The 21,160-nt window shown below is 66.6% G+C and carries 21 protein-coding genes; 2 read left to right on the top strand and 19 right to left on the bottom strand.

The features are described 5' to 3' along the window. Positions 1-5 precede the first annotated feature (5 nt). The 18 genes from hpaR to AC1DS0_RS19735 all read right to left on the bottom strand — a co-directional run bounded on the left by hpaR (position 6) and on the right by AC1DS0_RS19735 (position 17,803). Positions 6-518, bottom strand: a complete 513-nt coding sequence (gene hpaR, locus AC1DS0_RS19820; RefSeq protein WP_476815993.1) for a homoprotocatechuate degradation operon regulator HpaR — start codon at positions 516-518, stop codon at positions 6-8. Between the two features lie 57 nt (positions 519-575). Further along, positions 576-989 (bottom strand): hypothetical protein, encoded by a 414-nt coding sequence (locus tag AC1DS0_RS19815; RefSeq protein WP_476815992.1) that lies wholly within the window; start codon positions 987-989, stop codon positions 576-578. Positions 990-1,008: 19 nt separating this feature from the next. Then, a complete protein-coding gene (locus AC1DS0_RS19810) occupies positions 1,009-2,169 on the bottom strand; it encodes a pyridoxal-phosphate-dependent aminotransferase family protein (RefSeq protein ID WP_476815991.1) in 1,161 nt (386 codons plus the stop codon). A 70-nt stretch (positions 2,170-2,239) separates the two neighbouring features. Next, complete coding sequence (locus AC1DS0_RS19805; RefSeq protein ID WP_476815990.1) at positions 2,240-2,977, bottom strand: amino acid ABC transporter ATP-binding protein; 738 nt, start codon at positions 2,975-2,977, stop codon at positions 2,240-2,242. A 20-nt stretch (positions 2,978-2,997) separates the two neighbouring features. Then, entirely contained in the window at positions 2,998-4,116 is a 1,119-nt protein-coding gene (locus AC1DS0_RS19800) for an amino acid ABC transporter permease (RefSeq protein ID WP_476815989.1), read from the bottom strand. Continuing rightward, positions 4,113-5,297 carry an amino acid ABC transporter permease gene (locus tag AC1DS0_RS19795; RefSeq protein WP_476815988.1) on the bottom strand — a complete coding sequence of 395 codons (1,185 nt, stop codon included), beginning with the start codon at positions 5,295-5,297 and terminating at the stop codon, positions 4,113-4,115. The genes AC1DS0_RS19800 and AC1DS0_RS19795 overlap by 4 nt, the downstream gene beginning before the upstream one ends. A gap of 68 nt (positions 5,298-5,365) precedes the next feature. Continuing rightward, on the bottom strand, positions 5,366-6,403 hold the full coding sequence (locus tag AC1DS0_RS19790; protein WP_476815987.1) for an amino acid ABC transporter substrate-binding protein: 1,038 nt from the start codon (positions 6,401-6,403) through the stop codon (positions 5,366-5,368). Positions 6,404-6,567: 164 nt separating this feature from the next. Next, entirely contained in the window at positions 6,568-7,371 is an 804-nt protein-coding gene (gene hpaH, locus AC1DS0_RS19785) for a 2-oxo-hept-4-ene-1,7-dioate hydratase (RefSeq protein ID WP_476815986.1), read from the bottom strand. 3 nt (positions 7,372-7,374) lie between these two features. Then, positions 7,375-8,256 (bottom strand): fumarylacetoacetate hydrolase family protein, encoded by an 882-nt coding sequence (locus tag AC1DS0_RS19780; RefSeq protein WP_476815985.1) that lies wholly within the window; start codon positions 8,254-8,256, stop codon positions 7,375-7,377. A gap of 195 nt (positions 8,257-8,451) precedes the next feature. After that, a complete protein-coding gene (locus AC1DS0_RS19775; RefSeq protein ID WP_476815984.1) occupies positions 8,452-9,732 on the bottom strand; it encodes an aspartate aminotransferase family protein in 1,281 nt (426 codons plus the stop codon). 26 nt (positions 9,733-9,758) lie between these two features. Next, entirely contained in the window at positions 9,759-10,820 is a 1,062-nt protein-coding gene (locus AC1DS0_RS19770; protein ID WP_476815983.1) for a phosphotransferase, read from the bottom strand. Further along, complete coding sequence (locus AC1DS0_RS19765; protein ID WP_476815982.1) at positions 10,817-11,845, bottom strand: histone deacetylase family protein; 1,029 nt, start codon at positions 11,843-11,845, stop codon at positions 10,817-10,819. The genes AC1DS0_RS19770 and AC1DS0_RS19765 overlap by 4 nt, the downstream gene beginning before the upstream one ends. 20 nt (positions 11,846-11,865) lie before the next feature. Continuing rightward, positions 11,866-12,918 carry an ABC transporter substrate-binding protein gene (locus AC1DS0_RS19760; RefSeq protein WP_476815981.1) on the bottom strand — a complete coding sequence of 351 codons (1,053 nt, stop codon included), beginning with the start codon at positions 12,916-12,918 and terminating at the stop codon, positions 11,866-11,868. Positions 12,919-13,095: 177 nt separating this feature from the next. Next, on the bottom strand, positions 13,096-13,938 hold the full coding sequence (locus AC1DS0_RS19755; RefSeq protein WP_476815980.1) for an arginase family protein: 843 nt from the start codon (positions 13,936-13,938) through the stop codon (positions 13,096-13,098). Then, positions 13,935-14,756 carry an ABC transporter permease gene (locus AC1DS0_RS19750; RefSeq protein ID WP_476815979.1) on the bottom strand — a complete coding sequence of 274 codons (822 nt, stop codon included), beginning with the start codon at positions 14,754-14,756 and terminating at the stop codon, positions 13,935-13,937. The genes AC1DS0_RS19755 and AC1DS0_RS19750 overlap by 4 nt, the downstream gene beginning before the upstream one ends. Continuing rightward, on the bottom strand, positions 14,756-15,655 hold the full coding sequence (locus tag AC1DS0_RS19745; protein ID WP_476815978.1) for an ABC transporter permease: 900 nt from the start codon (positions 15,653-15,655) through the stop codon (positions 14,756-14,758). The genes AC1DS0_RS19750 and AC1DS0_RS19745 overlap by 1 nt, the downstream gene beginning before the upstream one ends. A 10-nt stretch (positions 15,656-15,665) precedes the next feature. Next, complete coding sequence (locus AC1DS0_RS19740; RefSeq protein WP_476815977.1) at positions 15,666-16,751, bottom strand: ABC transporter ATP-binding protein; 1,086 nt, start codon at positions 16,749-16,751, stop codon at positions 15,666-15,668. Next, on the bottom strand, positions 16,748-17,803 hold the full coding sequence (locus tag AC1DS0_RS19735) for an ABC transporter substrate-binding protein (protein ID WP_476815976.1): 1,056 nt from the start codon (positions 17,801-17,803) through the stop codon (positions 16,748-16,750). The genes AC1DS0_RS19740 and AC1DS0_RS19735 overlap by 4 nt, the downstream gene beginning before the upstream one ends. A gap of 286 nt (positions 17,804-18,089) precedes the next feature. Between AC1DS0_RS19735 and AC1DS0_RS19730 the strand changes: the two genes are divergently transcribed. Continuing rightward, on the top strand, positions 18,090-18,416 hold the full coding sequence (locus AC1DS0_RS19730) for a DUF3870 domain-containing protein (protein ID WP_326874430.1): 327 nt from the start codon (positions 18,090-18,092) through the stop codon (positions 18,414-18,416). 18 nt (positions 18,417-18,434) lie between these two features. Here AC1DS0_RS19730 and AC1DS0_RS19725 read toward each other — a convergent pair whose 3' ends face one another. Beyond that, complete coding sequence (locus AC1DS0_RS19725) at positions 18,435-19,826, bottom strand: aminotransferase (protein ID WP_476815975.1); 1,392 nt, start codon at positions 19,824-19,826, stop codon at positions 18,435-18,437. A 402-nt stretch (positions 19,827-20,228) separates the two neighbouring features. Here AC1DS0_RS19725 and AC1DS0_RS19720 point away from each other — a divergent pair, with 402 nt between their 5' ends. Continuing rightward, positions 20,229-21,152, top strand: a complete 924-nt coding sequence (locus AC1DS0_RS19720; protein WP_476815974.1) for a hydroxymethylglutaryl-CoA lyase — start codon at positions 20,229-20,231, stop codon at positions 21,150-21,152. The last annotated feature ends 8 nt before the right edge of the window (positions 21,153-21,160 follow it).

The following is a 21,160-nucleotide window of genomic DNA, read 5'->3' as shown; positions in this document are numbered from 1 at the left end:
GGCGCTCAGCCAGCGATCTCCGGCCCATCCAGGCACTCTTCCAGCTGCCGGAGCAGGCTTTGCAGTTCGGCGAGGCGTTCGCCGCCATAGCGCCCGGTGATCTCGCGGTAGATCACCTCAGATTCGGTGCCCGCCTGCTCGATCAGCACAAGCCCCTGGGGCGAGATCGAGACGATGCCGCGCCGCAGGTCCGATTTCGACGTCCGGCGCAGGATGAGACCGCGCTCGTCGAGATCCTTGAGGATGCGCGAGAGGCTGGGAGCCAGCAGGAAGGTCGCCTCCGCCAGCTCGGTCACCTCGAAGCTCTCGCCCGAGGTCAGCGCCCGCAGGACGCGCCATTGCTGCTCGGTGAGGCCGAAGCGTCGGAGACTCGCGCGGAAATGGCGCATCACCGCCTCGCGTGCCCTGAGCAGCGACATCGGGAGCGATTTCGAGAAATGCCGGATGCGGACGCGGGCTGCGGCGGAATCGGACTCGTGCGACATCGGTCGGAGATTGCCCTGTGTTCGTCCAGACATGAAAACTCCCGAGCCGAAGCGGCGCGAGCCCGGCATCGCGGCCGCGCCGCTCTTGCCTCAGGCTACCACCTTCTCCGGAATGCCGCGCCGCTTCAAATACTCGCGATAATTGCTGGTCTTGAAATTCAGCGCGTCGTCCGCCTCTTCCATCTGCACGGACAGGCCGAGCGGGCGGGTAGCCGAGACCGGCGCGAGCAGTGCCTTCGCCGCCTCGAAGACACGGGCGGCCGCCACCGTCTTGTCCTCCTCCGAGCGGCCCTTGGCGATGCGCAGCAGCACATGCACGAAGGCGTTGTCGGGATGGCCGTCGACGATCAGGTAGTTGGCGACCGGGACGCCGCGCGTGCGGGCGCCGGCGAAGGGGAACACCGTCCCGTCGCCGATGAACGCATCCTGCACCGTCTTGAGCAGGACGGGGACATCGACGCTGGCTTCGAGATTGCTGGAATATTCGACCCAGATGTGAGGCATGGCGATGCGTCCGTGGTCTTCAGCGGAGGGAGGCGATGGCGGCCGTGACGCCGCAGCCGGGAGACGGCACCTTGTGGCCGAGGGCCGTCAGGCTGAGTTCGAGATAGTGCAGGTCGGTGAGGATGTCGGCCTCGCTGACCTGCCCCATCGTGCCGATGCGGACGACCCGGCCACTCAGCTTGTTGCGGGCGCCGGCGACGACGGTGTTGTAGGTCTCGTACATGTGCTTGACGATCGCCCCGCCGGTGAGCGGCTCCGGCACGGCCGCGACGACGACGGTGCGCGACGCCGCAGCGGGATCGCCGAAGGCCGGCAGGCCGAGCGCGACGCAGCCGGCGCGCAGGGCATCCGAGAGCCGCTTGTGGCGTGTGAAGACCTGCTCCAGGCCCTCCTCGTGGATCGCCCGCAAGGCTTCCTGCATGCCGAACAGCAGCGAGACCGGGCAGGTGAAGGCGGTCTCGTGCTTGTCGACGGTGGCGAGCGCCTTGCGCATGTCGAGATAGAAGCGCGGGCAGCGATCGTCGCGTTCGATCACCTTGCGCGCCTTTTCGCTGACGCTGGCGAAGCCGAGACCGGGCGGGCACATCAGCGCCTTCTGCGAGCCGGTGACGATGATGTCGACGCCCCATTCGTCCTGCCGCAGTTCCATGCCGGCAAGCCCGCTGACCGAGTCGACCAGGAACAGCGTCTCACGGTCGCGCAGCAGCGCGCCGATCGCCGCAAGGTCGGTCACTGCGCCTGTCGAGCTCTCATTGTGGACCGTGATCACCGCACGGTAGTTCGCAGTCTCCAGCTTGGCCGCGACCACCGCCGGATCCGGCGCCCAGCCCCATTCGCTTTCGATGACGTCGACCTCGGCGCCGAGCGCGCGGGCGATCTGGGCGTAGCGGTCGCCGAACTGGCCATGCGCCAGCGCCAGCACCTTCTCGCCGGGAGCGAGCACGTTGACGAGGCTCGCCTCCATCACGCCGGTGCCGGAGGCGCCGAAGGTCAGCACCGGCGCCGTCGTGCCGAACAGCGGCTGGATCAGGCGCTGGATCTCCTCGAGGACCACGCGCATCTCGGGGCCGCGATGATTGATGATCGGGCGGGCCGTCGCCTGGCGGATGCGCTCGGGAATCGAGATCGGGCCGGGAAGGCGCAGGCGATAGGGATAGGGGCTCATGGGCGACGTCGTCACAGGAAGAAGCTCCGGGAGGCTGGGCTTGCAGAGTTGACTTACAGAGGTGGCTTGGCCGGCATGGCGCCGGTCAGTGGATAACCTGCTGGATGAACTGGCGGGCGCGCTCGGTGCGCGGCGCCGAGAAGAAGCTGTCGGGCGTGCCAATCTCGGCGATCGCGCCGTCGGCCATGAAGACGACGCGGTCAGCCACGGCGCGGGCAAAGCCCATCTCATGGGTGACGCAGATCATGGTCATGCCGGTGCCGGCGAGCTCGATCATCACGTCGAGCACCTCCTTGACCATCTCCGGGTCGAGCGCCGAGGTCGGCTCGTCGAACAGCATCACCTGCGGCTCCATTGCCAGCGCGCGGGCGATCGCGACGCGCTGCTGCTGGCCGCCGGAGAGCTGGTTGGGGAACTTGCGGGCCTGATGTCCGATATGGACGCGCTCCAGCAGCTCCATGGCGTGCGCCTCGGCGGCGGCGCGCGGCGCGCGCTTCAGCTTGATCGGCCCGAGCGTCAGATTGTCGAGGATCGACAGATGCGGGAACAGGTTGAAGTTCTGGAAGACCATGCCGACGCGCTGGCGGATCGCCTCGATCCCGTCGTCGTCCTGCGCGACATGCTCGCCCGCGACGGTGATCATGCCCTGCTCGTAGGCTTCCAAGCCGTTGATGCAGCGGATCATCGTCGATTTTCCCGAGCCCGAGGGCCCGCAGACGACGATGCGCTCGCCCGGCTTCACATCCAGATCGATGTCCCTGAGGACATGGAATTGCGAGTACCATTTGTTGACGCCGGCGAGCCGGATGAGAGGGGTTTCCATGGCGTGATGACCTGGTGCGTTCAGGAGCGCTCGGTGCGCGCGAAACCTGCCTCGACGGCGCGGCTGTAGCAGGACAGGCCGAAGCTCATCAGCCAGAAGACCAGGCCGACGATGAAGTAGCCCTCGGCCTGCGATCCCGCCCAGAGCGGGTCCGAGACGCCGGCCGAGACGATGTTGAGCAGGTCGAACAGCCCGACCACCATGACGAGCGTGGTGTTCTTCAGGAGCGAGATCGTGGTGTTCACCACCCCAGGCACGACCTTGCGGACCGCCTGCGGCAGGATGATGTGCAGCATGGTGCGCCAGTAGCCGAAGCCGATCGCCATCGCCGCCTCGTACTGGCCCTTGGGCAGCGCCTGCAGGCCGCCGCGCACCACCTCGGCCATATAGGCGGCCTCGTAGAAGATGATGCCGACGACCGCGAGCGCGAGCGGGTCCGGCTTCATGCCGGAGGGCAGGAAGAAGGGCAGCATCACGATCGCCATGAACAGCACGGTCAGGAACGGCACGCCGCGGCAGAATTCGATGAAGCCGATGCAGAACCAGCGGATCAGCGGCATGCGGCTGCGCCGCCCGAGCGCGAAGAGCACACCGAAGGGCAGCGAGAAGGTGATGCCGGAGACCGCGAGGATCAGCGTCAGCAAAAGCCCGCCCCATTGGTCGCTCGGGACGACGGCAAGGCCGCCGAAGCCGCCATGCAGCAGCAGGAACGTCGCAACCGGCAGCACGACGACCATGAAGACCGCGGCATGGCTCTTCGCCGGGAGGCGCGGCACCATCAGCCAGATCAGGCCGATGACCAATAGCGCGAAGGCGATGTTCGCCCGCCAGCGCTCCGCCGGCGGGTAGAAGCCGTAGACGAATTGCGAGGCCTTGGCCGTGACGAAGGCCCAGCAGGCGCCCGTGCCGGTGCAGTCGGCGCGGCTGGCGCCGGACCAGGTCGCGTCGAACAGGGCCCAGGGCACGATCGCCCAGGCGATGCCCCCGAGCACCGCCGCCACGATGAACGACAGGGCGGCATCGCGCCAGGAGGCGAAGATGCGCCGGCGCAGCCAGGATACCGCGCGGTCAAGCGGAGTATTCGCGCCCCTGGATGCAGGCCGCGCGCGCTCGGCCGGAAGGGTGGCTGCGTCCGTCACCGCTCGACGATCCTGGTCATGTGGTTGAACAGGTTGATCAGCGCGCCGATCAGCAGGCTGATCGCGAGATAGACCGCCATGGTCATGGTCACGATCTCGATGGCCCGCCCGGTCTGGTTGATGCTGATCCCGGTGAAGACGCCGACGAGGTCGGGATAGCCGATCGCAACCGCGAGCGAGGAGCCCTTGAGGATGTTGAGATACTGGTTCGACAGCGGCGGCAGCAGCACCCGCGTCGCCTGTGGGATGACGATGAAGCGCAGCGTCTGCCACCAGCCGAAGCCGATCGCAGCGGCCGCCTCGCGCTGGCCCTTGTTGACGGATTCGATGCTCGCGCGGACGAGCTCGCCAATGAAGGCGGCGTTGTAGATCGCCATGGCGATGACCAGCGCCGACAATTCCGGCACCAGCACCCAGCCGCCGGCGAAGTTGAAGCCCTTGAGCTGGGGCAGCGAGACCCCGAGCTGGGAGCCGCTCAGGCCGACGGCCAGCGCCGGCAGCAGCACGAGGACCGCGAGCGAAGGCAACCAGGCATTGACGCTGCGGCCGCTGCGCTCGGCATAGGCCGTCAGGCTACGAAAGAGCGCGAGCGCCGCGATCACCGCGGCCAGGATCGCGACGGCGAGCAGGCCGGGACGGTCGGTCGTCAGCGCCGGAACGAGGATGCCGCGATTGGAGAGATAGACGGCATCACCAAGGTTCACCGCCGCGCGCGGCGCCGGCAGCGCGCGCAGGGCGACATTGTAGAGGATCAGGATGTGCAGGAGCTGCGGCAGGTTGCGCACGATCTCGACATAGATCCGCGCCGCGCGGGACATCGCCCAGTTGCCGGAGAGCTGGGCGATGCCGACGCCGAAGCCGAGCACGGTCGAGAACAGGATCGCCAGGATCGTGACCAGCAAGGTGTTGGTGATGCCGATCAGGAAGACCCGCCAGTAATTGTCGCTGGCCGTATAGGGAATGAGGTGGAAGGCGATCTCGAAGCCGGCTTCCCGCCAGAGGAAATCGAAGCCGAGCTTGAGACCGCGCGCCGCGAGATTGTCCTGCAGGTTGCCGACGGCGACATAAGCGAGGACCGCGAGCGCCGCGACCAGCAGCCCCTGATAGAGCCAGCCCAGCACGCGTCGGCGTCCGAAGAGCGAGCGTCTGGTCGGCAGGGTGGCGGCGGGCGTAGAGGTCATCGGTCCTGGCGTCAGTGGCATGGGAATTGGAGGCCGGCAGCTCGTCGCCGGCCTCGGCCTGTGGTGTCTCAGCGCAGCAGCGGCGCGGACATCAGGCCCTTATTGTTCCAGAGATTGTTGAGGCCGCGCTCGAGCTTGATCGGGCTCTTGGCGCCGAGATTGCGCTCGAACATCTCGCCATAGTTGCCGACGGCCTTGATCGCGTTGAGGGCCCAGGCGTTGTCGAGGCCGAGCTTGGCGCCGAAATCACCGGTCGCGCCGAGCAGCCGCTGGACTTCCGGCGAGGTCGAGCTCGCCTTCATCTGCTCGGCATTGGCCTGGGTGATACCGAGCTCCTCGGCGGCGATGAGCGCGTTCAGCGTCCAGGCGACGACGTCGCGGAAGCGGCTGTCGTCCTTGCGCACGACCGGGCCGATCGGCTCCATCGAGATCAGCTCCGGCAGCACGACCCAGTCGTCGGGCTTGCCGAGCTTGGAGACCGCGCCGGCGAGCGCGCTCAGCACATTGGCGTAGACGTCGCATCGACCCGAGGCGAGGTTCTTCTCGTTCTGGTCGCGGGTATTGGCGGCGACGGGCGTGAACTTCATGCTGTTCTTGCGGAAGAAGTCGGCGAGGTTGAGCTCGTAGTTCGAGCCGGCCGAGACGCAGATCGAGGCGCCTTCGAGCTCCTTGGCGCTCTTCACCCCCAGCGACTTCTTCGCCAGGAAGCCCTGGCTGTCATAGAGATAGACGCCCGGCCATTCGACGTTGAGCTCGATGTCGCGGATGAAGGTGTGCGTCGCGGTGCGGGCGAGCAGGTCGATGCCGCCCGATTGCAGCGTCGCGAAGGCCGTCTTGATCTCGAGCGGCACGAACTTGATCTTGTCAGCATCGCCGAGGGTCGCCGCCGCGACCGCACGGCAGAAATCGACCTCGAAGCCGGACCATTTGGCGTTGCTGTCGAGCGTGCTCATGCCGGTCTGGACGCCGCTGGAGACGCCGCAGCTGAGGGCGCCGCGTCCTGCGATCGCCTTCTGGGTCGCGCCGCTTTCAGCGGAGGCCGTCGTCGCGGCGAGCATCAGGCAGCCTGCGGCCAGTGCCCATGTGTTGCGCAGATATCCAAGCATTCAGCCCTCCCCGGTGCCTGTCGTGAGGCGAGCGTGGAACGCAGCCGCCATTGTTCGACCAAAAACACATAACATGTTAATTATCAAGTTAATTATCTAGCGGGACGCGATGGCGAGCACGCAGCGTCGCCTCGAAACCTTGTCGCAAGCGCCGCCCATGCGCCTCATTCGAAGAAGCAGCTCACCGTCCCGAGCGGCCCGTAATCGCCGATGATGGTGTCGCCATGCCGGGCCTCGACCGGGCGGATGAAGGAGCCGGCGAGCACGATCTGCCCCGCCTCGATCCGACCGCTATAGGCCGCGAGCCGGTTCGCCAGCCAGGCGATGCCGTGCGCCGGGTGGTTGAGCACACCGGCGCCAAGGCCGGTCTCCTCGACCTCGCCATTGCGCGAGACGATCGCCCCGACCCAGCGCAGATCGACCTGGTCCGGGCGCATGGCCCGTCCGCCGGTGACGATGCCGGCATTGGCGGCGTTGTCGGAGATGGTGTCGACGATGGTGCGGGCCTGCCTGGTCTGCGGATCGACGCGCAGGATGCGTGTATCGAGGATCTCGAGCGCCGGAACGACATAGTCAGTCGCGTTCAGCACGTCGAAGACGCTGACGTCCGGCCCCGCCAGGCCCGCCTTCATGACGAAGGCGATCTCGGCCTCGATGCGCGGCTGGATGAAGCGATCCTTCGGGATGCGGCAACCATCCTCGAAGCGCATGTCGTCAAGCAGCACACCGGAATCCGGCGTATCGATGTTCAGCGCATACTGCATCGCCTTCGAGGTCAGGCCGATCTTCCAGCCGATGACGCGGCGACCGGCGGCGCGCTTGCGCTCAACCCAGGCGCCCTGGATCGCGTAGGCGTCGTCCATCGTCATCTGCGGGAAGCGCAGCGACATAAGCCCGGTCTGCCGGCGGGTTCTTTCGGCCTCGTCGAGGCTGAGTGCAGCGGCGGAAATCTGCTCGGAGGACAGCATCGTTCAGGCCTCGTCGGCGATGGTGTTGCGCAACAGGCCGATCCCTTCGGCCTCGACCTCGACGACGTCGCCGGGCTTCAGCCAGATCGGCGGGTCGAAACGGGCGCCGGCGCCGGTCGGCGTGCCGGTGATCAGGATGTCGCCGGGGACGAGCGTAGTGAAGGTCGAGATGTAGCTGATGATCTTCCGGAAGGAGAAGATCATGCGGCTGGTCCGGTCGCTCTGGCGCACCTCGCCATTGACCCGCGTCTCCAGCGCGATGTCGGCGATCTGGGCTTCGCCGGTGAAGGGTACCAGCCAGGGGCCGAGCGAGCCGGACCGATCGAAATTCTTGCCTTGGGTGACGTTGAACTTGGCGTGACGCACCCAGTCGCGGATCGTCCCCTCGTTCGACAGGGTCAGCGCGGCGATGTGATCGAGGGCATCGCGCTCGGCGATGCGGCGCCCTGCCTTGCCGATCACGATCGCGATCTCGCCTTCATAGTCGAGCTGCACGCTCTCCGGCGGCCGGATCAACGGCTGCCCATGCGCCGTGAACGAGCGCAGGAAACGCGGGAACAGCGAGGGATTAGGCGGAGCCTCCTGCCCGTCCTTGTACTCGGCGTTGCGGTCAGGAAAATTCACGCCGACGCAGATGATCTTCTCGGGAGCGAGCGAAGGAACCTCAAAGCGAAGGCCTTCGAGCGGGAGATCCGGAACCAGCGCCGCACCCTTCTCCGCCAGGATCGCGAACGCCCGGTCGGCGAGGACGTGCTGCAGCGTCGGCCATTGCGCCCCGTACCGGGCGGAGAGGTCAACGACGCCTCCCTCGACGGCAAAGCCGTAACGCCCCCCATCGCCATCGGCAAAACTAACGAATTTCGCGGTCAAGGATCGCTTCCTCATGAATGACGAAGACGATGGGCCGGCGAAGCTGGGCAAGCGCTGCCCAGCCCCTCGGAGCCTGCCGAACGGGAGCCCGGAAGCGTTATGCCTCCATCATCTGATTATCATGTTAAGCAATTTCCGACGCACACTGTCAACCCGCATTGGCGCTCGACCCCGCGGCCTTATCGCCCCTGGAAAACGGGGACCGATCCGCTAGCGCGGTGTTGCCGCCAAGGTCTGCTTGAGAGTCTCGACCAGCTGGTCGGCATTCTCGCGCGAAAAGACCATCGGCGGACGGATCTTGAGCAGGTTGCGGCCGCCGCCGGTGATGCCGACGAGCACGCCGCGCTGCATCAGCCCCTCGATCAGCGCGCGCGCCATCTCTGGCGCCGGTGCCTGACTCGCACGATCCCTGACGACCTCGACGCCGACGAACAGGCCGGTGCCGCGGACGTCACCGATGCGCTCGTCCATCCCCATCAATCCTGCGAGCCGGCCACGCAGATAGGCGCCGACCTGAAGCGCGTTCTCCTGCAGGCCCTCGTCGCGCAGCACATCGAGCACGGCGATACCGGCGGCAGCGACGACTTGATTTCCGCCGAAGGTGTTGAAATAGCGCTCCGTCCGGAGGAAGCCTTCGACCAGCTCGCGGCGCGTGATGACGACCGCGAGCGGCAGGCCATTGCCCATGGGCTTGGCCATGGTGACGATATCAGGGGTGATGCCGGCATGCTGGAAGCCCCAGAAATGCGTGCCGGTGCGGCCGAGCGCCGACTGGACCTCGTCGGCGATGATCAGCGCGCCGGACTTTCGGACCTCGGCGATCGCCTCGTCGAGATAGCCGGCGGGCGGACTGTAGAGGCCGTCGCTGGCGAAGACCGGGCAGGCAAGGAGCGCGGCCGGCCGGTGCCCACGCTCGGCGAGGCCGGCGATCGCCCGGCGATACTGCTCGGCATAGTCGGAAGCCGTCAGCTTCGGCGTCCTGTCGCCGACACCGCGATGCTCGGGGGCAGGCACGGTTGCGACCCAGCTTTGCTGGCGCTCGGCGGGGATCGTCGAGGAATCGAGCGCGCCGATGATCGTCGAATTGCCGTGGAAGGCGGATCTCGTGATCAGCGCGCCGCTGCCGCCGGAATTGGCCATGGCGATCCGCCAGGCGAGCTCGTTCGCCTCGGTCCCGGAGCAGACGAACATGCAGACCTTGAGCGGATCGGGCATGGTCTCGGCGAGGCGCTCGGCATAGTCGACGATCAATTCGCTGGGATAGCGGGTGTTGGAGTTGAAGATCGCGAGCTGGCGGCTCGCCGCCTCGACCACGCGCGGATGGCAATGGCCGACATGCGGGACGTTGTTGTAGGCGTCGAGATAGCGCTTGCCGCCCTGATCGGTCACCCAGACGCCCTCACCGCGTACCGGCACAAACGGAGCCTGGTAGAATTGCTTGTACATCGGCCCGAGCAGGCGGGCGCGGCGTTCCATCAGCGTGTCGTACATGGCGGGCTTCTTTCCGGAGGAGACCATCAATGAGTGCCGAGGCCAGCGGCCTCGGCGAGACGAGCATGGAGTTCAGCCGGGGGCAGCGCGTCGCAGCGGGCGAGCCCTTCCCAGCCGAAGCGGCTGACATCGTCGCGATAGGAGGTGGTCGCGGCGGGATTGGCCTGGCGGCGCCAGGAGACGATGAGCTCGCGGGTCACGAGCCGCGCCTGGATCAGCGCCGGCAGCACCGCGATCTCGTCGGCCTCCAGCGGCAGGACCCGGGCATAGCCCTTCACCACCTGCGCCATCGCGCTCAGCGGATCGGCTTCGCGATAGATGAGATGCGCGGCCGCGATCGCGACCTCGGCGACGCGGATCGTCCTGATCATGTCGCCGAAATCGATGATGCCGGAGACCGAGCCATCCTGCGGCCGCAGCAGCAGGTTGTTCTGGTTGAGGTCGTTATGGATGACCTGCCGGGGCAGCGCCGGCAGAAGCGGCGCGACGGTCTCGGCAAAGCGATCGAGCACCCGCTCCGCCAGAGCCTTGCGCTGGTCCGTATCGAGAAAGGCGACCTTCTCGTGCAGACTGGCGACATGGACGAGGTCCCAGATGAAGGGCCGGTTCGCGCCGGGATGCTCGAAATCGGCCAGAGCGCGATCAAGCCGCGCCGCCAGCATGCCAATCTCGACGCGCTGGGCCCGCGACAAGGCGCTGCCGAGCGCAGGCTCGCCCGGCAGATAGGTCAGGACGCGCAGCAGATAGCGCTGGCCGCCGCGCCCATGCGCGACGATCGTGCTGCCATCGCGTGCAGCGACCACGCGCGGCACCGGCAGGGCCGGATCGGTCCGAGCCAGATGGGTCAGCGCCGCGTTCTGGAAGGCGAGTTCCTCCGCGCTGTCGGAGTCGCCGCAGATCTTGAAGACGACATCGCGGCCATCCGCGCAGGCGACATGCAGGTTGAGATCGCGCTCGCCGCTGATCCGCGCGAACGAACCGCTGATCCCGAAATGCTCGCGCAGCACCTGCGCCAGTTCGTCGCCGGCGAACTGCGGCAACGGCGCCATCAGCGCATCGTCCAGCGTGGGCGTGGCGTGGCCGCTCACGCCATCGCCTCCTGGAAGCCGGTCAGGAAGGCCGCGAGATTGTCGCCCAGCACCGGCGAGGGATAGCCGCCTTCCTGTATGATCACGGTCGGGCGCCGCAAGCTCGCCAGGCTCTCGCCCATGCGCCGGAAGCCCTCGGTCGTCACGGCAGTACAGGCGAAGGGATCGGCCACCGAGGGATCGAGCCCGAGCGCGATCACCAGAACGTCGGGCGAAAAGGCCTTCGCCTGCTCGACCGCCTGCCGGACCGCGGCGAGATAGACCTCGTCATCCGCCCGCTCCGGAACCGGAAGGTTGAGGTTGAAGCCCTCGCCAGCACCTTCGCCGGTCTCGTCGGCATAGCCGGCATAGAACGGATAGACCGTCGCCGGGTCGGCATGGACCGAGATGGTCTGCACATCGGCGCGGTCATAGAACAGCGCCTGCGTGCCGTTGCCATGGTGCACGTCGACGTCGAGGATCGTGACGCGTTCGGCGCTGTCACGCGCCAACGTCGCCGCCAGCGCGGTGTTGTTGAGGAAGCAGTAGCCGCAGGCCTGGTCGCGATAGGCGTGGTGCCCGGGCGGCCGGCACAGCGCATAGGCCGCCTGCTCGCCGTTCAGGACCCGCGCCGTCGCATCGAGCGCGGTCGCACCGCTGGCGAGGATCGCGGACCAGCTGTCGGCGAGCAGCACGCTCGCCGCATCGGCGATATAGTAGCCGGCCCGCCCCAAGAGGTCCTGCGGCAGCCGCCGCATATAGGCGTTGGGATGCAGGCTCGGCCGCAATTCCTCGCTCGCCGGGAAACGCTGCTTCCAGGCGGCGAAGCCGGTTTCGAGGAAGGCAAGATAATCGGCGTCGTGGACGCGCCGGATCAGCGCGAGGTCGGCCGGTCCCGGCGCGATCACGGCCTCGGTACAGCCCTCGGCCGCCGCGAGCAGGACGCGCGCCCGGTCCGGCACTTCCAGCGCCGAGGTGAGGGTGCCACCCGAAAGCCGGGTGCGCACGTGATGACCATACTGGTCGGGATGGAAGATCGTCTTCATCTCGGGCAGTCCTCAAGGGCTCACTTCGCGATCAGCGCCTGATAGCGCTCCTGCACGCGGGCGATGTTGTCGGCCCACCAGGCAGGCTGGAGCGGCGCCTGGCGATCCTTGTTCTGCGGCGAGGAATTGGCCTTCGCCAGCGCTTCGGCTGAGAACTGCTTCACGCCGAAGGCGCGCTCGTTGATCGGACCGTAATAGGGCAGCACATCGGGGATGTTGGCCTGGATTTCGGGCGTGACCATCTGCGCGATCATGCGCTGGGCGGCGGCGGCATTGGCGGCGCCCTTGGGAATGCCGAAGCAGCCGAAACCGAGCAGGGCCTGGTCATAGGTGAAGTCGACCGGTGCGCCGTCCGCCAGCACGCTGGCGACCCGGCTGCCCCAGATCACGATCATGTCGACCTCGCCATCCTTCAGAAGCTGCGAGGCCTGGGCACCAGATTGCCAGAACACGTCGATCGAGGGCTTCAGCTTCGCCAGCGAGGCCAGGGCCCGGTCGGCGTCGAGCGGATAGAGCTTGTCCTTGTCGACGCCGTCGGCGAGGAGCGCGACCTCCATGCTTTCCTGCGGATAGATGTGCATGGCCCGCCGGCCTGGGAACGCCTTCGCGTCCCAGAAATCCTTCCAGTTGCGCGGCGGCTTGTCCTTGTACTTGTCCTTCTGCCAGGCCAGGACGGTCGAGACGTAGTTGCTGCCGATATAGGCCGTTCCCCGCGCCTGCGGCGCGATGCCGGTCGTATCGATCTTCGAATAGTCGAGCGGCTCGAACAGCCCCTCGTTCTGACCACGCGCACAATCGGCCTCGCCCAGCTGAACGATGTCCCAGCCCGGCTTGCCGGACTGGACCTGCACCCTGACGCTGGCGAGGCCGCTATGACTCTCCTCGCGCACGCGGACGCCGAGCTTCTTGCCAGCGGGGTCGAACAGCGCCTTGCGGACGCTGCCCTGATATTGCCCGCCGAAGCCGGCGAAGGTGACCGAATCCTGCGCCGCCGCGATCTGCGCCGAGCCGATCAGCACGGCGGCAGCGAACGCGAAGCGCGACATCGTCATTCCCGATGAAAACTGCGTCATCTCTCTCCTCCCCATGTGAAAACGGCGCCGCGCACGCGGACGGGCTGTCCGCATGCCGGCGCCGGTTCATCCGCTTCCTCGTGTCCGTCCTTGCGGGAAGGACACCGCGAAATGCCTTGCGACGTTGATGAAAAAGGCGGGTTCGGCGAGGCGCCCTAGTCGGGAGCGCCCGGCCGGCTAGCTGGTCTCACATGTGATCACCATGACCGGACAATCCAGGGCTCCGGAAAGCTTGCGCGCCGCAGCGGCAGGGCCCGACGCCGCCAGCCGGTCGAACGGCCCGGATAGTCCCGCCTCGATGTCGACCACGACCGCACCGGGCGAGAAGCGCCTGATCGCCTCGCAGGCTTCGGCGAGCGCGGCATCGACGGTCTTCTCATCGGCTTCGCCCCCGAGGACGAGATTGAGATTGGCGCCAGCGGTATCCTCGCCGCCATGCTCGTCGGCATAGCCGGTGTAGAAGGGATAACGCTGGGCGGGATCGCCATGAACCGACACGCAGAGCACGTCGGCACGCGACAGGAAGATCGACTGGGTTCCACTCGCATGGTGTTCGCCAAGGCTGAGCACCGCGACCCGCGGCAGGCTCTCGCGCAGATAGGACGCCGCGATCGCCGCATGATTGAGGTGACAGCCATGCGCTGCACGTCCGGCATAGGCGTGGCGCCCGCCCCCGGCACAGCGGGTGACGACCTGCCGCTCGCCCGCCACGACGCGCAAGGCGCCGGCCATGACGTTTCGTGCATCCATGAAGGCGTCCGGCCAGGTCGAGGACGAGACCACCGTCAGCGCATCCGCGAGATAGAAGCCGGCGCGCGCCTCAATATGCGCGGGCAAGCGCATCCGGTCGCAGCCGGGATGCAGCGTCGCCCTGATCTCGGCGCCCGGCTTCTCCAATGGCGCGAAACGCAGGAACTCCAGATAGGAGGCCTCGTGCACACCCTGGATCGCGTATTGACAGAGCGAATCCAGCTCTGCGGCGTCCCTGTCCTCGCGCTTCGAAACGGATCTGGCGGTCATCGCGCTGCTCCCTTTTCCGGCCGCTTCGCGATCTGGACGATGAGTAGCAGCACGATCGAGGCGACGACGAGCACCGAGGAGACCGCCGCCACTAGCGGGTCGACCTGATCGCGGATGTTCGCGAACATCCGGCGCGGCAGTGTCGAGTTCTCGCCGCTGGAGATGTAGAGGGCGATCACCACCTCGTCGAAGGCCGCGACGAAGGCGAACAGCGCCCCGGCCGCGATCGAGCTTTTGATCTGCGGCACGGTCACGGTGAGGAACGCCTTCAGCCGGGTCGCACCGAGGCTGCGTGCCGCCCGCTCCAGATTGCCGTCGAAGGATTGCAAGCCGCTCGACACCGTCACCAGCACGAAGGGCAGCGCCAGCATGATGCCGACCAGCACGAGACCGGTCACCGTGTTGTTGAGCCCGAGCTTGGCGAAGACGAAGAAGACGCCGATCGCGACCAGGATGTTCGGCACGATCATCGGCAGCAGGAAGGACATGCGCAGCGGCTTGGTCAATCGCTCCGGCATCTGCGACAGCCCATAGGCGGCCGCAGTGCCGATCGGCGTCGCGATCAACGTCGTCAGCCCGGCGACCCTGAGCGAGAGCCAGAGCGCATCCATCCATTCGCTGGAGTCGAAGAACTCGCGATACCAGCGCAGGCTCCAGGCCCGCGGCGGGAACTCGAGATAGTTCGAGGCCGAGAACGACATCGGCACGATCAGCACGCAGGGCACGATCAGGAAGGTGAAGATCAGGGCGCACAGCCCGTAGAGCCAGAGCCTCTGATAATGCCTGATCTGCGTGGCGCTGGCGGCAGCGGTCAGCATCAGCGGCCCCCGTAGAGCTTGTCGACGCGGAACACCTTGTTCAGCGCGGCGAGGATGGCGATGGTCACGACGAGCAGCAGCACGCCGAGCGCGCTGGCCGCACCCCAGTTGCTGTAGGTCGAGACATTGGTGGCGATCTGCATCGACCACATGCTGACCCGCCCGCCGCCGAGCAGGGCCGGCGTCAGGTAGAAGCCAAGGCTCAGGATGAAGACGAGCACCGTGCCGGCGAAGAGGCCGGGGCGGCTGAGCGGGAAGAACACGTCCCAGAACGCCCGCATCGGCGAGGCGCCGCAGCTCGACGCCGCCTTCAGATAGTCGGTGTCGATCGTCTTCATGCTCGAATAGAGCGGCAGGATCATGAAGGGCAGCAGCACATGCAGCATGCCGATCGTCGTGCCGATGAAGTTGTTCACCAGCGGGATCGGCTCGTTGATGATGCCGAGGCCGACGAGCCAGCTGTTGATCAGGCCTCGTCGCTGCAGCAGTACGAGCCAGGCATAGGTGCGCACCAGCACCGAGGTCCAGAACGGCAGGATCACGAAAATCATGCAGATCGCCGCCGCCCGCGGGCTCAGCTGCGACAGCAGATAGGCGACGGGATAGCCGAGCAGGATCGAGCCCAGCGTCACGATCCCGGCGATCTGGAAAGTCGTCACGAAGGTGATGACATAGACCGGTTGCGCCAGCCTTGCGTAGTTCTCGAGCGAGACGCCGCCATCCTTGCCGATGAAGGAGAGGACGAAGAGCCAGCCGACCGGGACGATCAACAGGAGCCCGATGACGATGAGCCCAGGCACGGCGAGGAGCGCGAAGGACCAGGCCTCGCGCCGCTCGGCGCGGGCGAAATAGGACGCATCGGCGGAGCCTGGCGCGGCCGCGGCGACCATGCCGGCCATGGATCGCGCCTCAGACATCGCCGCTGACCAGGATGCTGTCATTGCGATGGACGTTGATGTGGATCGGCTGGCCGGGGGTCGGCACGAGTCCGCGATTGGCCTCCTGCGGCACCACTCGCACAGCGATGTTCTGGCCGTCCGGGAAGCCCGCGATCACCAGCAGGCTGTCGCCCTGGAAGATCGTCTCGCGCGCCACGGCCGAGAAGGAGTTGACCTCGGCCTCCGGACCGGCGACCGGGCCGATCGCGAGCTTTTCCGGCCGCAGTGCCAGCCAGCTCTCCCGAGAGTCGGCTGTCGATCCCGCCGCATGATCCGGCAGGCGCAAGGGGGTGCCGAAGACACTCGCCCCGCCGCCCGCCCTAAGCTCCACCGGCAGGAAGGTCGTCTCACCCACGAAATCGGCGACGAAGCGCGTCTTCGGCCGGTCATAGATCGTGCGCGGCGTATCGAACTGGATCAGGGCGCCGTTATTGATCACCGCGATCCGATCCGACATGGTCAGCGCCTCGCGCTGGTCATGCGTCACGAACACCGTCGTCGTGTGCAGGCGCTCATGCAGATGGCGCAGTTCGATCTGCATCTGCTCGCGCAGCTTCTTGTCGAGCGCCGAGAGCGATTCGTCCATCAGCAGGATGCGCGGCTCGAAGACGAGGGCCCGCGCCAGGGCGACGCGCTGCTTTTGCCCACCCGAGAGCTTGTCGACGGGGCGATCGATGAACTGGCTCAGCCTGACCATGTCGAGCGCACCGCGGACGCGGGTCTCGATCTCGCTCCGCGAGAGGCGCCGGAGCTTTAGCGGATAGGCGACGTTCTCGAACACGTTCATATGCGGGAACAGCGCGTAGTTCTGGAAGACGAGGCCGATCTCACGCCGGTGCGGCGGCCTGGTCAGCAATTCCTCGCCCGCGACCAGGATGCTGCCGCTGGTCGGGGTCACGAAACCGGCGAGCACCTGCAGCAGAGTCGTCTTGCCCGAGCCAGAGGGGCCGAGCAGCGTGACGAATTCGCCGGGCGCGATGTCGAGATTGATGTCCTTGAGCGCTTCGAACGACCCGAATTTCTTCGAGAGCCCCCGGATCGAAACCGGAACCTTCATTGCAGGATCGCCGACTTGAAGGCCTCTTCCGCCTTGTCGCCGTTCTTGGCCCACCAGGCCGCGTCGATCAGCACCTGCTTGCTGGCGTTCTGCGGCGAGGAATTGGTCTTGGCGAGCTGCTCCGGCGTGAACTTGCGGACCTCATAGGCCTTCGTGTTCACCGGGCCGTAGTTGTCCATCTTCTCGATGATGTTGGCCTGGATCTCCGGCGAGACCATCGCCAGCGCGAGCGCCTTCGCCTTGGCGGCGTTCTTGGCGCCCTTGGGGACCGCGACGCAGCCATAGCCGAGCAGGCCCTGATCATAGCTGAACTGGACGGCGCTGCCGTCCTCGATCACCGGCGAGACGCGGCTGCCATAGATCGCGATCAGGTCGACCTCGCCATCCTTGATCAGCTGCGTCGACTGGGCGCCCGTGGTCCAGAACACGCCGATCTGCGGCTTGAGCCGCTTGATCGCGGCAAGGGCGCGCTCGACATCGAGCGGATAGAGTTTGTCCTTCGCGACGCCATCGGCGAGCAGCGCGATCTCCAGCGTCTCCTGGGCGAGGCCGGGGACGGCGCGGCGGCCCGGAAACGCCTTGGCATCCCAGAAATCGGCCCAGGACTTCGGTGGCTGCTTCACCTTGTCGGTGCGCCAGGCCATGACCACTGAATAATAATTGGTCGCGACCCAGCTCTTGCCGCGCGCCGTGGCCGGGATCGCGGCATCGTCGAATTTTGAGAGATCGAGCGGCTCGAACAGCCCCTCGCTCTCGCCGCGGGCGCATTCGTCGCCGCCGAGATGCACGAGGTCCCAGGCCGGGGCACCCGACTGGACCTGAACCCGGATCGAGGGCAGGTCGCCATGGGTTTCGCTGCGGATCTTGACGCCGACCTGCTGCGCTGCCGGATTGACCAGCGCCGCATCGAAACCCCTACGCATCGCGCCGCCATAGCCGGCGACGGCCACGCTCTCCTGCGCGCTCGCAGCAGCCGGAAGCATCGCGAAAATCGCCGCGCCGACGACGATGGCGATCTGCCGGCGCCTTGCGCTGTCTGTCCTGTCGGTCATGTCCAACCCCTCGGATTTTGTTGTGCGCCGAGGTGACCGGAACGAAAAAAACCGGCGCTTTCGCCCCAGCCCTTGCGAGCCCGGAGAAAAAGCGCCGGTTCGAATTGTTCCCCTGGAGGCCCGTCACGAGGAGGGCTGCCCCAGCACAAATCACCTAGCCCATTTAGTACGCGCCGGAATTTCGTCCCTGTCAACCGCTCCGTCGCGAACGTCGTTTCACCCCTTGTCAGCTGGCAGGTGAGTGTGAGAGCCGTCAGGCCAAGCAAGCACGAACCGGGGAATCGCCATGACCGACGTCAAGACCGTTCTGGTGAGCGGCTACTCCGCCGCTCCCAAGGGCACCAGCATGTTCGAGGAGTTCAAGCATGCCGGCGTCGTGCTCGAGATCGACCCGGCGACGAACGTCATCATGGCGGTCGATGCCACCTTCGTGACGCAGCTCGCCCGCTCGTTCTATTCGCGCCTGATTGTCGGCTACGACGTCAGCAACGGCATGGCGCCGCTGGAACGGCTGATCTCCACGGCCGTGCACACGCCGTCGCGCGAGGCGCTCATCGTCGCCACGCGCGCCGCCGTGCAGCGCTATTTCCAGATCCGCGACAATCGCGGCTGAGCTTGGCCTTGGCCGCCCTCAGGCGGCCTTGTCCAGCGCGATGCCCCTGGTCGTCAGCAGGTCGAGCCCGAGGTCGAGCGCTCTGGTGAAGCGGTCGACGGCGTCGTCGATGCCCTCCGGCGTGATGATCAGCGGCGGCGTCATGATCAGGGTATCGCCGAGCGCCCGCACGATCAGGCCGTTCTCGAAGGCGAGACGCTGGATCTCCAGGCCGAACTTCAGCGAAGGCTCGAAAGCCTGCCGCGTTGCCTTGGAGCGGACGAGCTCGATCCCCCACATCAGGCCGACGCCGCGGACCTCGCCGACGAGCGGATGGTCGAGCAGGGCTTTCAGGCGCCCTTCCAGCTGGGCACCAAGCACCTGAGCGCCTGCGATCAGCCCGCGCTCCTCGTAGAGGTTCAACGCCTCCAAGCCGACGGCGCAGGCGATCGGATGGCCGCCATAGGTGTAGCCATGGCCGAACACGCCGATCTTGTCGCCCTGCTCCTTCATCGCCTGGTAGATCGGCTCCGACAGCAGCAAGGCCGAGAGCGGCTGATAGGCCGCGGTCAGCGCCTTGGCGCTGCTGATCATGTCCGGCTTGAGATCATAGGTCTGCGAACCCCACCAGTTGCCGGTGCGCCCAAAGCCGGTGATGACCTCGTCGACGACGAAGAGGACCTCGTATTTCCTCAGGATCGCCTGGACCTTCTCGTAATAGCCCTTCGGCGGCACGACGCAGCCGCCGGTCCCCATCACCGGCTCGGCGAAGAAGGCAGCGACCGTCTCCGGCCCCTCCGCCAGGATCAGGTCCTCGATCTCGTTGGCGAGGCGCGTCGCGAAGGCTTCCTCACTCTCGCCCGGCAGCCCTTCCCGGTAGAAATGCGGGCAGGTGACATGCAGGAAGCCGTCGAGCGGCAGGTTGAAGTCGCGGTGGATATGCGGCAGCCCGGTCAGGCTGGCGCTGGCGATCGAGGTGCCGTGATAGGCGCGCTTGCGGGCGATGATCTTGCGCTTCTGCGGCTTGCCGATCGCATGGAAATAGTACCAGGCCAGCTTCACCGCAGTGTCGTTGGCTTCCGTGCCCGAGCTCTGGAACAGCACCTTCGACATCGGCACCGGCGCGATCTCGATCAGCCGCTCGGAGAGCGCGATCGCCGGCTCCGAGGTCCGGTGCGCGAAGTTCTGGTAATAGGGCAGCGCCGCGAACTGCTTCGCCGCGGCTTCCGCCAGCCGGTTCTCGCTGAAGCCGAGCGCCGCGCACCACAGGCCGGCCATGGCTTCGAGATAGCGGTTGCCGGCGTCGTCATAGACGTGGAAGCCCTCGCCGCGGGAGATGATCGTCGGGCCGATCTTCTCGTGCAGCGAGAAATTCGTCTGGGGGTGGAGCTGGTAGGCGATGTCTCTGGCGTGATTGGAATTGGCGGTCATGGCGCACCTCGCATGCCGGCTCGGGGCAGCCGAAAACCGCCTCGCGTCCGCGCAAAATTTTCGGGAAGAGCCGGTTCGATCGCTTGTCTGGGCAGCCGTCGAAGCAGCCCATCGCCAATCGCCTGACGGCCTCGAAAATGCCTGCGGGCACGGTGGTTGTCAAACCGGGCAGCGCGCATCCGCCATGCCTTGGTGAAGGAGGAACCGGCCACTTGCACCTCGATAGACGTCCCGAATTTCGCCACTTGACGGCGCGCCGGACACGGGCATAGACCTGAAAGCAGCTAGGAGATTTGTGCCCCGACGCCCTTCAAGGCAGCGGGACCACAGCAAATCGGACCGGCACACGCAGGAGCGGAAACCCCGCTCGTCCGTGTGCCGGTTTTTTTTTGGACTGACGCCATGACCGATGCGGTTGTCATCTGCGAATGCTTTGCCCGCGACGGGCTGCAGCATGAGCCCGTCTTTCTGCCGAGCGGGCAGAAGATCGCGCTGATCGACGCCTTCACCGCCGTCGGGTTCCAGCGCATCGAGGCCACCTCCTATTCCAATCCCAAGGTCGTGCCGGCCTTCGCCGACGCCAGCGAGGTCCTGGCCGGCATCCGGCGCAAACATGGGGTCTTCTACAAGGCGACCTGCCCAAATCCGCGCGCCGTCGACCGTGCCGTTGCCGATTCAGAAGCCGGCTATGGACCGAACGAGATCAGCCTGCTGGTCTCGGCGACCGAGGCGCACAGCGAGCGGAACCTGAAGAGCTCGCGGGCCGCGCAATGGGCCAATGTCGAGGCGATGGTCACCGCCGCGCAGGGCCGCTTCCGGCTGATCGGGACGATCTCGGTCGCCTTCGGCTGCCCATTCGAAGGCCAAGTCGACGCCAGCACCATAATCGCCGACGCCGCCAGGTTCGCGGCCCTGGGCGTCCGCCATGTCACGCTCGGCGACACCACCGGCCTCGCCACGCCACGCACCACCAAGGCCCTGTTCCAGGCCGTCGCGGCAGCGGTGCCCGAACTGACGCTGATCGCGCATTTCCACAACACCCGCGGCACCGGCCTCGCCAATTGCGTCGCGGCCCATGAGGCCGGCGTGCACAATTTCGACAGCGCTTTCGGCGGCATCGGCGGCCATCCTGCCCAGCTCGTCTATGGCGGCGGCTTCACCGGCAATGTCGCCACCGAGGACCTCGTCAACATGTTCGAGGCGATGGGCGTGCCGACCGGCCTCGACCTCACCGCCCTGATCGAGACCGCGCATCGCTGCGAGGAGGTTCTCGGTCGCCAGCTCCATTCGATGGTCGCCCGCTCCGGGCTCGGCCTCGTCGCCTGATCCTGAAG

This window comes from Allobosea sp. P4_H5, from assembly GCF_056400825.1.
The sequence above is the reverse complement of the archived record's forward strand: the minus strand, read 5'-3'. Positions and strand labels throughout refer to the sequence as shown.

Excerpts from the sequence above, each read along its gene's own strand:
- AC1DS0_RS19750 (WP_476815979.1), bottom strand. The coding sequence starts at position 14,756 with ATGCTGACCGCTGCCGCCAGCGCCACGCAGATCAGGCATTATCAGAGG.
- hpaH (WP_476815986.1), bottom strand. The coding sequence starts at position 7,371 with ATGCTGTCCTCCGAGCAGATTTCCGCCGCTGCACTCAGCCTCGACGAG.
- AC1DS0_RS19790 (WP_476815987.1), bottom strand. The coding sequence starts at position 6,403 with ATGCTTGGATATCTGCGCAACACATGGGCACTGGCCGCAGGCTGCCTG.
- AC1DS0_RS19730 (WP_326874430.1), top strand. The coding sequence starts at position 18,090 with ATGACCGACGTCAAGACCGTTCTGGTGAGCGGCTACTCCGCCGCTCCC.
- AC1DS0_RS19740 (WP_476815977.1), bottom strand. The coding sequence starts at position 16,751 with ATGAAGGTTCCGGTTTCGATCCGGGGGCTCTCGAAGAAATTCGGGTCG.
- AC1DS0_RS19780 (WP_476815985.1), bottom strand. The coding sequence starts at position 8,256 with ATGAGGAAGCGATCCTTGACCGCGAAATTCGTTAGTTTTGCCGATGGC.
- AC1DS0_RS19805 (WP_476815990.1), bottom strand. The coding sequence starts at position 2,977 with ATGGAAACCCCTCTCATCCGGCTCGCCGGCGTCAACAAATGGTACTCG.
- AC1DS0_RS19735 (WP_476815976.1), bottom strand. The coding sequence starts at position 17,803 with ATGACCGACAGGACAGACAGCGCAAGGCGCCGGCAGATCGCCATCGTC.
- AC1DS0_RS19775 (WP_476815984.1), bottom strand. The coding sequence starts at position 9,732 with ATGTACGACACGCTGATGGAACGCCGCGCCCGCCTGCTCGGGCCGATG.
- hpaR (WP_476815993.1), bottom strand. The coding sequence starts at position 518 with ATGTCTGGACGAACACAGGGCAATCTCCGACCGATGTCGCACGAGTCC.
- AC1DS0_RS19765 (WP_476815982.1), bottom strand. The coding sequence starts at position 11,845 with ATGAAGACGATCTTCCATCCCGACCAGTATGGTCATCACGTGCGCACC.
- AC1DS0_RS19720 (WP_476815974.1), top strand. The coding sequence starts at position 20,229 with ATGACCGATGCGGTTGTCATCTGCGAATGCTTTGCCCGCGACGGGCTG.
- AC1DS0_RS19725 (WP_476815975.1), bottom strand. The coding sequence starts at position 19,826 with ATGACCGCCAATTCCAATCACGCCAGAGACATCGCCTACCAGCTCCAC.
- AC1DS0_RS19760 (WP_476815981.1), bottom strand. The coding sequence starts at position 12,918 with ATGACGCAGTTTTCATCGGGAATGACGATGTCGCGCTTCGCGTTCGCT.
- AC1DS0_RS19815 (WP_476815992.1), bottom strand. The coding sequence starts at position 989 with ATGCCTCACATCTGGGTCGAATATTCCAGCAATCTCGAAGCCAGCGTC.
- AC1DS0_RS19755 (WP_476815980.1), bottom strand. The coding sequence starts at position 13,938 with ATGACCGCCAGATCCGTTTCGAAGCGCGAGGACAGGGACGCCGCAGAG.
- AC1DS0_RS19795 (WP_476815988.1), bottom strand. The coding sequence starts at position 5,297 with ATGACCTCTACGCCCGCCGCCACCCTGCCGACCAGACGCTCGCTCTTC.
- AC1DS0_RS19745 (WP_476815978.1), bottom strand. The coding sequence starts at position 15,655 with ATGGCCGGCATGGTCGCCGCGGCCGCGCCAGGCTCCGCCGATGCGTCC.